Raw genomic sequence first — 13,619 nt, 5'->3', positions numbered from 1 at the left:
TTAACATAATATTATTTTACAACCGCCTCTTTTGTCAAGAAAAAATAGAAAAATCAAATTTTTTTGTTAATTTAAAAAATAAAAGGTTTTTCTCCTTCCTTTCGTTCTTGCCGTTTTTACGACCGCAAAAAAAGCGCATAGCTTTTTGCTATGCACTTATCCATTATTTATTTTGTTTATAAAAGACAATATCGTTACGATTCTCTTTTTTAATTTGCCCTGTGAAAACTAAATACTCCAAGTGCGACAAAGTTTCTGCGATCGCAAACCGCCATTGATGCGAATTCAAGCTTTTGTGCTGAAATAAATCTTGGGCAATATCATAGGCGGTACGGCCATCCTTCGCAAGTCGAAATATTTGATCCAAGCGCTTTTGATGATGATGGATGATTTCTGATATTCTGTCGTCAACTCGTTCGATCAATGCCCCATGGGCAGGAAGCGCCAGGTCTACCTTCAATTGCTGTATTTTTTCAAGCGAAGATATGTAGTTTCCAAGCGGATTTTTGCTTGAACCGGGCCATATGCTAATGTTCGGAGTAATTTTATCCAAAATATGATCGGCTGCAAGCAGCAGTCTTTCTTCTCTTTGATAAAAGCAAATGTGTCCATCGCTGTGACCAGGTGTCGGTATAACTTCCCATTTTCTTTCGCCTAGAATGACCTCGTCATCCTCTAGAATCGTCAATTCCGGAAACGTTACATGCTTTGCCAAACTTCTCATACTTTCTTCAATTTCATCCGCAAGATCTTCCGGTGTACCGTTTTTTCTGCACATTTCACCAATTTGCTCCGCCTGGCTGCTGTTTTTTCCCCAAACACGCTGCGCCATGGCAAAATCTTCTTTGCTTATATAAGCTTTTGCCCCTGTTCTTTCCTGCATCCACCCTGCCAACCCGAAGTGATCAGGATGAAAATGAGTGAAATAAATCGAATGAATCTGTTCATAACGAACATTCATTTGTTTCAATACTTGCTCCCAAGCTTCAATCGCTTCGGTATTATGAAATCCTGCATCAACAAGGCTCCATCCGTCTGCACCGCGCACCATATAACAATAGATGTATTTCATCGGAAAAGGGATTGGAACCGGAATGCGATATATATTTTTCCCGATTTGTTCAATATTGACCACCATTATGCACCTACTTGCTTTTATTTTAAACAATGTCCATAAAAGGGTTGATCGCTCTGTCCCGATTCGCTTCCAATTCACAATCGGGAGCTTTTTCAAATAAAGTTTCAAAATATCGAATAGCAGGTACAGACAAAAGCTGATGTACATTGAAAAATAGCTCTCTAGCTTTTAAGCCGCTCCAGTCAGCAGGCAGCAGGTCGTTCGGAAACCCCGGGTCGATAAAGAAAAAGCTGCGATATTCATGAACAAGCTTCGTTCTCTCAATAAAACATTCTTGATCTGATAATTCATTATTCCAAATGCGTTCCTTAAAATCATCATACTTTTGCCGATATTGATCAATGAATGATTCATACTCTTTGGCAATTTCGTCAAAATTCCATCCTCTATGAATCAACTCATGATTATCATGGGATACTACTGAACTGGAAGTAAATAAAATCACATACGGCTCGAGATGGTAATCTTTTATAAACTCCATCACCCGATCTTCAATAGGGTTTGGACTTGCCCACGTACCGTGCGAAATCAAGCCGAATCCCATGAGGCTCAGCTCTTTTCGAATTTGATTGCGAAGCTCCCTTTTTTCTTCCGGGACCGAATAGGTCAAAATTCTCCAATTCCCATCCCATTTGTAATTTCTCATTGAATAAACGCGGGCAAACCCGTCCATCATCGTTCTCTTCCCTTTATTTGTAAGAGAATAATAGCTTTTATTGCCAATTTTGCGAACTTTAAAAAAGCCTTGCTGAACCATTCTTAACGTGGCTCCCCGTATCGAAGATTCAGAAATGCCGAAATGGGACATCATTTGAATTAAGCTGCCAATCCAAACTTCTGTGCTGTAATGCTGAATGTACTCACCGAATAGTGTAAACATTAATGATCTTGGCTTCATTTTCTTACACCCGTCTTTTTCCTGAATTTTGCTTTTATTTTTATTATGCTGGATGGAATTCCATTTTTACAAGTTTTTTCTTCAAGATAGGGAGCCTTTTAATCTATTTTTTTATAAGTCTGAAGCTGTTTAAATCGACTCTGCCGATCAGAAAAAAAACTGCCTCCTCCTTGAGGAAGGCATATGACTTGTCTTTAAATTTCCGCATTATTTTCTGGATGAAAAAATACCGGCCGTTTATGGCCGATATGCTTCGTCCTTCTTTTTTATATCCCTTTCCAATTTGGTTTTCTCTTTTCTAAAAATGCACTTAATCCTTCTTTTGCATCCTCGGAGCGGAACAACAAGTTTTGCAGCTCTCCTTCGTAGCGGATGGCCACGTTCAATGGCATTTCCTTTCCGTTCATGATCGACAGCTTGATGTTTGAAACCGCATAGCTTGCGCTTTCAGCTATCTTTCTCGCATACTCGAGCGTCCGCTCTCTCGTTTCCGCCTGCGGGAACACTTTGTTGACGAGACCAATGTCCAGCGCTTCCTGCGGTGTCAGCGTTTCCCCAGTTATGTTCATATCCAGCGCTCTCGAATACCCGATCAACCGCGCGAGCCGCTGCGTTCCTCCCGTTCCAGCCAGCACCCCAAGCGATACTTCCGGCAAGCCGATTTTTCCTGCTTCATCTCCCATGAATCGCAGATCGCAGCCTAGCGCCATTTCCAATCCTCCGCCGACTGTATGCCCTTCCAAACAGGCGATATATACTTGCGGCGAACGGGCGATTTTATCCAGCGTTTCATTACAGAACAGGCAAAACTGTGTTTTATAGCGCGGATCCGCTGCTTTTAAGAAGTTGATATCCGCTCCTGCCGAGAAAAATTTCGGCACATCGCTCATCAGCACGACCACTTTTATGTTTGGATCGAAGCGAAGCTCATCGATCGCTGCGTTGAATTCTTGGTAAAACTCCAGCCCATAGGCATTCGTTTTATTGATGTGAAGATGGATTTCCGCCACTCCGCTGTTTTTGACCACCGTTAAATTTTTCTTTTCTATTGCTACTGTATCTGACATTGCAATTCCTCCTTTATTTATACGTTTAATATTTTATCGTTTCATAAACATAATATACTAAATATTCTAATAATTCAATAGAAATTATATTTTTTTTAAACGATCTTTTTTTATACATATAATTAGAGTCCAAAGAGATTTAATGGTTTGCTGCCGATATAAGAAACGACGCTTTTCGTTTCCGTGTACAAATTCAATGTTTCCAATGCCAGCTCCCGGCCAAATCCCGATTGCTTATAGCCTCCAAAAGGTGTTCCAGGAAATGCAGAAATTGGCGAATTCACCATAACAATTCCTGTCTTTATTTGTGCCGCAACACGGTGTGCCTTTCCATGATCGTTCGTCCATATAGCCGAACCTAATCCAAAAATGGAATCATTTGCTTGTCGGATCACATCTTGCTCGTCGCTGAATTTCATAACAACTACGACAGGCCCAAAAATTTCCTCTTGTGCAACTCTCATATCATTTGTGACATCCCCGATAACCGTCGGCAAATACCAATACCCTTTTTCATACTCTCCGCCTTCCGGTATTTTGCCGCCGTATAAAATTTTTCCGCCCTCTTCCACCGCTAATTTCACGTAATGATCAATTGTTTGCTGATGACTTTTGGAAATGACGGCCCCCATATGCACGCCTTCATCAAACGGATTTCCTACTCGTATACGGGAAGCTTTTTCGAGAAATTTTTCCATAAATTCATCATAAATGTTTTCATGAACAAACAAGCGGGATCTTGCTTCACAAGATTGTCCTGTGTTGTAAAAAATTCCATAAAGCGAACCGTTTACGGCTCCTTCCAGATCACAATCGTCAAAGACGATGTTCGGCGATTTTCCTCCTAATTCCAAAGTTACCCGTTTTAACGTTTCAGAAGCGCGCTTCATAATGTCCTTTCCGGTTTCCGTTTCGCCTGTAAACGCAACTTTGTCGATTCCAGGATGCTCCGTCATATATGGTCCGATTTCAGACCCGCTGCCTGTAATAACGTTCAGGACTCCTGCCGGAACACCTGCTTCATGGCATATTTCCGCAAGCATATAGGCTGTAATTGGAGTGTAGCTAGCAGGCTTCAAGACAACAGTGCAGCCGGCAGCCAATGCAGGCGCCACTTTCCAAGCGGCCATCATGAGCGGATAATTCCAAGGAATAATTTGACCGCATACCCCGACCGGCTCTTTAAGAGTATAGTTAAAAAAGCCGTTTGGAACTTGATTGACATCACCTTGGAGAGTTAAGCATGCAGCGGCATAAAATTCAAAATCTTCAATCGCCTGCATAATTTGACCCTTGGCAGCAGCAACGGTCTTTCCGCTGTTTAATACTTCAACGCGAACCAATTCTTCAAATCGCTCTCTCATCATTTCCGCTATACGGTTTAACAGGCGAGCTCTTTTCGCTGCCGTCATTCTCGGCCATTTGCCCGACTCAAATGCAGCACGGGCTGCCTCCACCGCTTTGTCAACGTCCTTCTTTGTTGCTTTGGCTACCGTTGCTATGACTTCGCCGGTTGCAGGATTATGCGTTTCGAATACTTCTCCGTTTGAGCTGTCTACATATTGTCCATTAATAAAAAGCTGATAGTGTTTTTTCATATTTTTCATTCCTTTCTATATTTTTCGACAATCGTGGCGATTCCTTGCCCGACGCCTATGCACATCGTCGCGAGTCCATATCTAACGTCTCTTCTTTTCATTTCATGAACGAGAGTGGTAACAATTCTCGCCCCGCTGCAGCCGAGAGGATGACCTAAAGCAATTGCTCCACCGTTGACATTCACCTTTTCCATATCAAATCCCAGCTCCTTAATGCAGGCAATGGATTGGGATGCGAATGCTTCATTAATCTCGATTAAATCCAGTTGGCTGATAGATAAACCAGTTCTTTGCAGCACTTTTTTCGTTGCTGGAATCGGGCCAATCCCCATATAAGATGGATTCACCCCAGCGACAGCGGAGCCGACAATCCGTGCCAGCGGCTTAAAGCCAAGTCTTTCTGCTATCGATCTCTCCATGATTAAAAGTGCGGAAGCGCCGTCATTGATTCCAGAGGAATTTCCAGCGGTCACTGTTCCGTCTTGAACAAAAGCAGGCTTTAATTTATTCAGCTTTTCCAAAGTCGTATCAGGCCTCGGATGCTCATCTGCATCTACTATCGTTTCTTCCCCTTTTTTCCCTGTTATTGTCACCGGAACAATTTCATCTTGAAAACGCCCTTCTTGTATAGCTTTTCCGGCTTTTTTATGGCTTTCCAACGCAAATTCATCTTGCTCCTGCCTCGAAATTTGATAGCGCGCAGCTACATTTTCAGCCGTCTCGCCAAGACTGATCGGCGGATACATTTCCGCTAATTTATCATTGACAAGCCGCCAGCCGAGAGTTGTATCATAAAAAGTTGGCGTGTCCCTCATTCCAGAAAGCTGCGGCTTCATCATGACATATGGAGCTCTTGTCATGCTTTCGGTTCCGCCTGCAATATAGACGTCTCCCAATCCGCCTTGAATCGCCAGCGCTGCTTGATTAATTGCTTCCAGACCCGATCCGCATAAACGGTTGACGGTCACGCCTGGAACTGTTTCAGGCAAACCCGCAAGAAGCACGGCCATTCTTGCCACATTGCGATTATCTTCTCCGGCTTGATTAGCGCAGCCAAAAATTACATCCTCCACATCGGAAGGATCAATCGGATTTCGCTTGAGCAGCTCTCTTACGACGTGAGCTGCCAAATCGTCCGGGCGGACCTCTCTTAATGCCCCGTTGAACCTGCCGATCGGGGTTCGGACAGCATCAACAATCACAGCTTCTTTCATTTTCTTACCCCCATTTTGACCGTTTTTTCAGGCATTTTCATTCATTTTGAACTTTTCCCGAAGTTACCATCATCAACTGGAATTTTTAATCATATTGATAAAAGCCTCTTCCCGTTTTCTTTCCGAACCATTTGGCATACACCATCTTTTTGATAAATGGAGCAGGCCGGTAGCGGTCCTCCCCTGTTTCTTTAAACAGTCCGGCTAAAACAGCATAAACATCATCAATACCGATATGATCCGCCCAGCGAAGGGGGCCCATCGGGTAATTCGTTCCTTTCATCATTGCTTTGTCTATGTCCTCTGCACTTGCAACACCTTCTGTTAAAGCAAAAGCAGCTTCATTAATAATTAATGATAAAATTCTAGGAAATACTAATCCTACGCCGTCTTCCACTACTTCGACCTCTTTTCCAACTTCTTCAAAAAACTGCTTAGCTTTCTCAACATTTTCTTTTTCGGTTTGCAAAGCCGGTGCAAGTTCGACAAGTTCACAATCTTCCCAAGGGAAAAATGCGGCAAATCCGACTAATCGTTCAGGATGTTGGAGCCAAGAAGCGGTTTCTGTTGCTGTTACACCAAGACATGTAGACAAAATGACCGTTTCCTTTGGCAATGTTTTTTCGATTTCGACCAACAGTTTTTTCTTTTGGTCGATGTCGAGATTTGTCGTTTCGATCACAATATCAAAATTTGAATGAACAGCCGATTGATCTTCGAGCTGATGGCCTGTTTCGCGCAATTGCGCTATGATCGAATCGGCTAAAGAGCCTTCTCCAGCTACTTTTACAGTGAATGATTTAGTTTTCATAGCGATAATATCCTTCACCGGCCTTTCTGCCAAGCTTACCTGACTGAACCATGCGCTGCTGCAAATAATGCGGACGAAATCTTTCCTCTCCGAAAAAACTATTGTAGACGGTTTCCGTTGTGGAAAAATTCACATCAATACCAATTAAATCTTGCAGTTCAAAAGGACCCATTTTAAAACGTCCAGCCTTTTTCATGATCCTGTCAATCTGTTCGGGCTTCGCCAAACGTTCACCTGCAATTTTCAATGCTTCATTGTAAAAAGGACGGGCAATTCTGTTTACAATAAATCCCGGTGTGTCTTCGCAAACAACCGGATCTTTATGAAGAGAAGAGACAAATTGTGCAAGCTTTTTCAACGTGTCCTCAGATGTTTTCACCCCTCTTACGACTTCTACTAAAGGCATTAGCGGAACCGGATTAAAAAAATGAAGACCTGCCACTCTTTCCCCTGTTTTGGTAACGCTTGCAATTTCAGTGACAGAAAACGATGATGTGTTGGTGGTTAAAATGGTTTGTTCTGGACAATGTTCATCCAGCGCTTGGAAAATGTCTTTTTTAATATTGATTTTTTCCGGAACTGCTTCAATCACAAGATCACACGCTTTCATCAGTGATAAATCGGTGCAAGTCTCAATTCGTGATATTGAATCTTGAAACGTTTGTTCCTCCATTTTTCCCTTTTCTACTAATCTGTTAAGGCGTTTTTTAATTTGAGTAAATGCTTTCTGAACGATCGCATCATTTAAATCATAAAGCAATACACGAAATCCATGCTGCACACACGTTTGGGCAATGCCAGAGCCCATCGTTCCGCTTCCTACAACTCCAACCGTTTGGATCGTCAAACAGACTACACCTCCTTGTTCAAATCATTTTGCCATCTTATAAATTCAAAAACGCTTTTACATTGGTTGCAGTAATATTGAGAAACGAGCTGAGCAGTGCCGAAAACAGCTATTTTCTTAACATTTGTAGAATCGCAAAAGGAACAATGCACCACATATTTGTCGGACACCGGTGTCACCTCTCTGTTATATTACGTTTTTTTTACTATCGTTTATTTAACAAAATATTAATAAAAACAACAGGTTCTGTCAACGAAAAAATTAAAATGTTATTTATTTTCTGGAAATTAAAATTAAAACGGTGGTGTCCAGAAAATCAAATCCCCATTAAAAACAAAAAATCATAAACATCGATATATCAACGTTTCTAAAACATTAAAGGGGGCGTCTATAAGGCCGGAAAATCGACTTATTAGACAGCCCCCTAAAATCAACATATGTATCATTTTTACCTATAAATGAAACGAGAGAATTTTACAGCGAGGGTGGTTTTGACGACAGCTAAACCGCGGCAGTTTTCTTTCTAGTTTCATACTGCTATGAGCGCTGGTTTCGAGAATAGTTTCATACTGCTATGAGCGCTGGTTTCGGGAAACGGTAATATGCAGAGTATGTCCATAAGTCCATAAATCGAGTAGGAGGGAGCGATTAACTCCCGTCCTCTCACACCACCGTACGTACGGTTCCGTATACGGCGGTTCAATTAAGATAATTGACGCAAGTCTTTATAACTTCCGTGAATAGCTGTTCTCTTTATGCCAGTGGTCACTCCACCCTCCAAGAGATCTCCCACGGGATTCACCGCTTCCTCCCTCAAGTGAGGTACTACGTTTTCTGTGTTCATCATGACTCACTGAATGCCAAGGGCTATTCTCTCTTAATTGTTCGGTCCTTCTTAGTTGTTCTAGACCAACTAATACTATGACCTCTGCTGACTTCTGACGGTTCAGCTATCTATCACTAGATAGGTTACCAAGGTTACTTGGCGTGCCAGCCAGACCTCCCCGGGTAAGAGTGTAATCTTTCCTTCCATCCATCTGCTTCATTTACTCTGTATCACCTTCGGCAGAAAGGGCTTTGTTTTGTCTTGCAAACTCACCCAGTGATACCTAGCCTCATATGAAGTTCGTGTTCCTCAGACCGGAAGTTTGCCGCTCGCTTCCTTCAGATTCCGCGTCACCACGGACACCCTTGCGTTAAGCTAACTGCTACTTCTGCCTTCGCAGCTCGGGACTTTCACCCTATAGATTACACCCATGCCGGGCGCACAATAAAAGTAGAGAAAAACAGTCGTTTTCCTCTACTTCTTTCGATATGAAAGCAGCTGAAGGTTGCCTGCTGCTTTTCAGTGTGAAGTGGGCTTATGCCGCAATCCCTGCAAAATTTTTAACTGGCGATACGATCTTAAGCTTGGCTTGCTCGAATCGCTTGTTCCAGATCGTAAATAATGTCATCAACCGATTCCGTACCGACTGATAACCGGACAAGACCAGGTGTAACACCTGTTGCCAGCTGCTCTTCGCTCGTTAATTGCTGATGAGTCGTGCTGGCAGGATGAATAATCAACGATTTCGAATCGCCGATGTTGGCAAGGTTTGAAAATAATTGAACCGAATCGATCAGTTTTCTTCCTGCATCAACGCCGCCTTTAATTTCGAATGTCAAAATGGCTCCCTGACCTTTCGGCAAATATTTTTGTGCAAGTTCGAATGAAGGGTGATTTTTCAAGCCTGGATAGCTGACAGATTCGACCGCTTCATGCTCAAGTAAATAATTCGCAACTGCAAGCGCATTTTCACTATGGCGCTGCATTCGCAAATGAAGCGTTTCAAGCCCTTGCAAGAATAAAAATGAATTGAATGGAGAAAGTGAAGCTCCAAGGTCTCTCAACAGCTGAATGCGCGCTTTCGTAATATAAGCAGCTTCACCAATGTCATCAGCATAAACGAGACCATGATAGCTTGGGTCCGGCTCGGTGAACTCAGGGAATTTGCCGCTTCCTTTCCAATCAAACTTGCCGCTGTCGACAATGACGCCTCCGATTGAATTTCCGTGTCCTCCAATAAATTTCGTAGCCGAATGAACAACTATATCTGCGCCGAATTCAATCGGACGGAGCAAGTAAGGGCTTGGAATTGTATTGTCAACGATAAGCGGAATTGAATGTTTATGAGCGATTGCTGCCACCGCTTCAATATCAAGCACATCCCCTCTTGGGTTTCCGATCGTCTCGGCAAATATTGCTTTTGTTTTTTCAGTAATCGCTGCTTCAAGATTTTGCGGATCCGTCGTATCGGCAAATTTTACCGTGATGCCAAACTTCGGCAAAGTATGTGTGAACAAATTATAGGTTCCTCCATATAAGCTAAATGAAGAAACAATTTCATCGCCGCTTCCAGCAATATTCAAAATCGAATAAAAAACAGCGGCTTGTCCAGATGAAAGCGCCAGCGCCCCAATTCCGCCTTCAAGCGCAGCTACACGCTTTTCAAATACATCAGTCGTTGGATTCATGATCCTTGTGTAAATATTTCCTTCTTTCTTTAAACTGAATAAATCTGCCCCATGCTGACTGTCTTCAAATACATACGAAGTCGTTTGGTAGATCGGAACAGCTCTCGACAAAGTCGTCGGATCAGGCACCTGTCCTGCATGCACAGCTAGCGTTTCGGGCTGAAGTTTTCTTTCGTTTGACATAGTTTATTTCTCCCTTCAATTCTAAACTTATATATTCGCAAAATTAAACCTACTAAAATAATAGGTTTAATTATATATAAATAAAATGTACTGCTTGTTCAGCCGGATGTCAATTACTTATCAAAACTTTCAAAAATTTTTTAGACTTCTTCAGTATAGCATAAAATCTCAATTGGAAGATAAACTTTTTGGATATCATTTCATGTAATGGAATGCTTTATAAGTAACCTTTCCTCGTATTTTCATTTGATAATAATTTTCCAATCTACTTATTCTTTTTTAAAGGGAATGCAGGATGAGTAAAAGGAATAAAGAATATACTGAGAGCAGTCCGAAAATGAAATTTCTTAAATTGATGCAATAAAAAAACAGTTTGCCATCATTAAGCAAATGGCGAGGAACTTCATTTTTCTCTTCAGACTTTTTTGAGAGGATTTTTCTCGCATCCCGGACAAATTTTTTATCCTTTCACACTTCATCTATTGCTAGTTTATATTTTCATTGACAAAGTCTTAGTAGTTTTTCAGCCCTGAAGAGTAAAAATTCTTCGAGATAATTCCACCCAAACTTTGCCAAATATGTGATAATAAGGGTATGTAAAAAACCTAATATATTGGCATTTGGGGGGGATTTTTTTATGGTAACGAGGAAGGAAAAGCGTGAAAAGGAAAAAGAGGTAAATTATTTATTCGAGTTGCTAAAAACACAAAATCACTTTTTTAAAAATTTAAACAAATTGCTCAAAACTATTGATGATCCAAGGCACCAAAGCTATATTACCTATGACACGGAAGTCCTTTTGATGATGGTTATTTTGAAAAATGCATGCAACTTAAAAAGTATGCGCGAAATGACAAACGAATTTAATAAGGAAGAGTGCATTAAAAATTTGGGGAAATTGTTGGGGAATGAAGATTTGGAAGAACTGCCCCATTATGACACAATCAATGATTTTTTGGCACGAGTGAACCCGGCAGAACTTGAAAGGATCCGAATCGATATGATCAAGAAATTATTCAAAAAGAGGTGTTTTGAATCCTATCGTATCAATGGGAAATACTGGGGTATTGCCATAGATGGGACCGGTATTTTTACTTTTGACAAAAAACATTGTGAACACTGCCTGAAACGGGAGCGCAAATACATAGACAAGGAAACGGGTGAAGAAAAAATAAAGACCATCTACATGCATCATGTCTTGGAAGCCAAGTTAATTGTGGGAAATATGGTACTAAGTGTGGCCTCCGAGTTTATTGAAAATGAATCAGAGGACGTGGAAAAGCAAGATTGTGAGTTGAATGCTTTTTATCGACTGACTGCTAGACTGAAAGACACCTTTAAAAAACTGCCTATCTGTCTGATTGCCGATAGTCTTTATGCCTGCGAAAATGTATTTAAACAATGCAAGGCGAATAATTGGAACTACTTATTCCGTTTTAAGGAAGATCGTATTAAAAGCATCACCGATGAGTTTCAAGCGTTAAAAAATATGGAAGAGGAGGAAGGCAAGAAAGCCAATGTGGTAAAGATACGTGAAAGCGAACAGCGAGGGGAAATCACCTGGGTGAACGATATTGATTACAGAGGCTTTGGGGTGAATGTTTTCGAATGCGAATTAGAAGATGAAAAAAGAAAACAAAAATTTACCTTTATCACAGATATAAAAATCACAAAAAACAATGCAAAGAAACTGATGAACGCTGGCAGAAGCCGCTGGAGAATAGAGAATGAGGGGTTTAACAGACAAAAAAACCTGCGCTACCACATTGAACACGCAAGCAGCCAAGATTACAATGCCATGAAAAATCACTACCTATTAACCCAAATTACAGAGATTATCATGGTGTTACATGAGCATGGGTCAAAAATATTGAGAAGCATGAAGAAAACGATAAAAGAAATATCCTCGCGATTGTTAGAAGCCTTCCGTGGGCAAACACTAACAGACGAGGATATCGCACAACTGGGAAAACCTATGCAAATTAGGTTTACCTAGCGAATTAATTGTACCAAAGGATGTGATGTTTGGCAAAGAAAAAAAGTTATCCACAACAAACAAAAATAAGTTATCCACATTTTTTAAAAAAATAAGCAAAATTGGTTCTTTTTGACCCTTTTTGTAAATAAATTTAACTGGAAAATTTTACCAACTGTGGATAAGTCGTAATTGCATAATACTACCGAAAATTGATAAATTTACTCCTCATAGCTGGTAGTTTTTTGAAAATATAGAAAAAATTTTGTTGAAGTGGTAAAATAAGATGAAGTATGCCTATCAGTTGAAGGATGGTTTTAGCAATGACAGAAAATAAAAAACATGCACAAATTCAGTCTTTGCTTGTAGGATTCTCAATTATTGACCTGATTGCCAAAAACGGCAGTCCGATGAAATTTAACGACATTCATCATTATACTAATATAGCAAAAAGCAATTTATATAAATATTTAAATACCCTTACGAATCTCGGTGTCCTTCATCGGGATAAAGGAAGCGGCTTATACTCTTTAGGGAGCACGCTCATTCAATATGGAATGGCAGCTGTCAATCAAGAGGACCTCATCGGCAAAATCACGCCATTTTTGCATGAAATTAATGCCAAATCGAAAGAAACGACTCTCCTTGCCGTATGGACAACAAACGGCCCAATGATCGTCAAAATGATCCATAGTCATTTAGGGCTTAACTTAGGCGGACAGGTCGGAACAATCCTTCCGATCTCCTCGGCAGCCGGAAAACTTTTTGCGGCATTTAAAAACGATCCAAGTGTAAACGTTTGGAAGGAATCGGAGTTGTCAAAGCTAAGCAAACAGGCGAAAGACGAGCTAATGACAGAGTTTCAGCTTATTGCCGATCAAAAAATATCGTTTGCGCAGGAAGCTTTAGCGCCAAGCATCGCTTCTGCCGCCATTCCGATTTTTAATTTTGAGCGGGAAATTTTAGGGTCTATTATTGTTGTCGGCTTTGAAAAATCGATTCCAGACACTATCGAACATGAGCTAAGCGAATATTTGCTTATAAAAGGAAAAGAAATTTCCGCCGTTTTCGGATGGAAAGAAGAATAAAAAAGAGCTTTTTGCACCCTTTTAAAGTAGAAGTGAGATGGAATTTAAAAAATAGGAATTGATTTTTACTATTTCATATGTTTCAGTAAAAAAGACGGTGTTCGCCTTCTTGTCATTTATAAGGTCAGATGTTATTTTTATCCTTATATGAAAAACCGAGCGTTAAAAAATCAACGCCCGGTTCTTTTGTGTACATACAAAACCCTCTTTTATTGATAACAGAAAATTCTGCTATCATCTTGTCGGTACTATTCTCCCAATAATAATTGATTAATCTCCTCATTTC

Annotated in this window: 11 protein-coding genes; 2 read left to right on the top strand and 9 right to left on the bottom strand. The window is 40.8% G+C overall.

Translation table 11 applies throughout. The features are described from left to right. Positions 1-163: 163 nt before the first annotated feature. The 9 genes from NSQ71_RS06625 to NSQ71_RS06590 all read right to left on the bottom strand — a co-directional run bounded on the left by NSQ71_RS06625 (position 164) and on the right by NSQ71_RS06590 (position 10,270). Positions 164-1,138 (bottom strand): MBL fold metallo-hydrolase, encoded by a 975-nt coding sequence (locus tag NSQ71_RS06625; RefSeq protein WP_340733443.1) that lies wholly within the window; start codon positions 1,136-1,138, stop codon positions 164-166. A gap of 22 nt (positions 1,139-1,160) precedes the next feature. Further along, a complete protein-coding gene (locus NSQ71_RS06620) occupies positions 1,161-2,036 on the bottom strand; it encodes a PaaX family transcriptional regulator (protein WP_066251023.1) in 876 nt (291 codons plus the stop codon). A 266-nt stretch (positions 2,037-2,302) separates the two neighbouring features. Then, positions 2,303-3,103: an enoyl-CoA hydratase/isomerase family protein gene (locus NSQ71_RS06615; RefSeq protein ID WP_339199470.1), complete on the bottom strand. Its 801-nt coding sequence runs from the start codon at positions 3,101-3,103 to the stop codon at positions 2,303-2,305. 122 nt (positions 3,104-3,225) lie between these two features. Next, the gene (locus NSQ71_RS06610) at positions 3,226-4,701 is read right to left on the bottom strand and encodes an aldehyde dehydrogenase family protein (protein ID WP_445206620.1); all 1,476 of its coding nucleotides are present in this window, start codon (positions 4,699-4,701) and stop codon (positions 3,226-3,228) included. Between the two features lie 5 nt (positions 4,702-4,706). Continuing rightward, positions 4,707-5,915: a thiolase family protein gene (locus NSQ71_RS06605; RefSeq protein WP_340733437.1), complete on the bottom strand. Its 1,209-nt coding sequence runs from the start codon at positions 5,913-5,915 to the stop codon at positions 4,707-4,709. Between the two features lie 85 nt (positions 5,916-6,000). After that, on the bottom strand, positions 6,001-6,726 hold the full coding sequence (locus NSQ71_RS06600) for a 3-hydroxyacyl-CoA dehydrogenase family protein (protein ID WP_066251107.1): 726 nt from the start codon (positions 6,724-6,726) through the stop codon (positions 6,001-6,003). Beyond that, positions 6,716-7,573, bottom strand: a complete 858-nt coding sequence (locus tag NSQ71_RS06595) for a 3-hydroxyacyl-CoA dehydrogenase NAD-binding domain-containing protein (RefSeq protein WP_130156789.1) — start codon at positions 7,571-7,573, stop codon at positions 6,716-6,718. The genes NSQ71_RS06600 and NSQ71_RS06595 overlap by 11 nt, the downstream gene beginning before the upstream one ends. 5 nt (positions 7,574-7,578) lie before the next feature. Next, on the bottom strand, positions 7,579-7,743 hold the full coding sequence (locus NSQ71_RS18515) for a PaaD-like zinc ribbon domain-containing protein (protein ID WP_430732319.1): 165 nt from the start codon (positions 7,741-7,743) through the stop codon (positions 7,579-7,581). Between the two features lie 1,234 nt (positions 7,744-8,977). Further along, complete coding sequence (locus NSQ71_RS06590) at positions 8,978-10,270, bottom strand: homocysteine synthase (RefSeq protein ID WP_063389432.1); 1,293 nt, start codon at positions 10,268-10,270, stop codon at positions 8,978-8,980. 637 nt (positions 10,271-10,907) lie between these two features. Between NSQ71_RS06590 and NSQ71_RS06585 the strand changes: the two genes are divergently transcribed. Both NSQ71_RS06585 and NSQ71_RS06580 read left to right on the top strand, forming a co-directional pair. Further along, positions 10,908-12,266, top strand: a complete 1,359-nt coding sequence (locus tag NSQ71_RS06585) for a transposase family protein (RefSeq protein WP_094245205.1) — start codon at positions 10,908-10,910, stop codon at positions 12,264-12,266. A 302-nt stretch (positions 12,267-12,568) separates the two neighbouring features. Continuing rightward, on the top strand, positions 12,569-13,333 hold the full coding sequence (locus tag NSQ71_RS06580) for an IclR family transcriptional regulator (protein WP_094245469.1): 765 nt from the start codon (positions 12,569-12,571) through the stop codon (positions 13,331-13,333). Positions 13,334-13,619: the final 286 nt, after the last annotated feature.

Source organism: Aeribacillus sp. FSL M8-0235 (assembly GCF_038000355.1).
GTDB classification, from domain to species: Bacteria; Bacillota; Bacilli; order Bacillales; family Aeribacillaceae; genus Aeribacillus; species Aeribacillus composti.
Note: the sequence above shows the minus strand (reverse complement) of the source record. Positions and strands in the feature narration are given on the sequence as shown.

Bases quoted from the DNA above. Each gene is read 5' to 3' on its own strand.
- NSQ71_RS06605 (WP_340733437.1), bottom strand. From the start codon at position 5,915: ATGAAAGAAGCTGTGATTGTTGATGCTGTCCGAACCCCGATCGGCAGG.
- NSQ71_RS06615 (WP_339199470.1), bottom strand. From the start codon at position 3,103: ATGTCAGATACAGTAGCAATAGAAAAGAAAAATTTAACGGTGGTCAAA.
- NSQ71_RS06600 (WP_066251107.1), bottom strand. From the start codon at position 6,726: ATGAAAACTAAATCATTCACTGTAAAAGTAGCTGGAGAAGGCTCTTTA.
- NSQ71_RS06625 (WP_340733443.1), bottom strand. From the start codon at position 1,138: ATGGTGGTCAATATTGAACAAATCGGGAAAAATATATATCGCATTCCG.
- NSQ71_RS06585 (WP_094245205.1), top strand. From the start codon at position 10,908: ATGGTAACGAGGAAGGAAAAGCGTGAAAAGGAAAAAGAGGTAAATTAT.
- NSQ71_RS06580 (WP_094245469.1), top strand. From the start codon at position 12,569: ATGACAGAAAATAAAAAACATGCACAAATTCAGTCTTTGCTTGTAGGA.
- NSQ71_RS06590 (WP_063389432.1), bottom strand. From the start codon at position 10,270: ATGTCAAACGAAAGAAAACTTCAGCCCGAAACGCTAGCTGTGCATGCA.
- NSQ71_RS06620 (WP_066251023.1), bottom strand. From the start codon at position 2,036: ATGAAGCCAAGATCATTAATGTTTACACTATTCGGTGAGTACATTCAG.
- NSQ71_RS06610 (WP_445206620.1), bottom strand. From the start codon at position 4,701: ATGAAAAAACACTATCAGCTTTTTATTAATGGACAATATGTAGACAGC.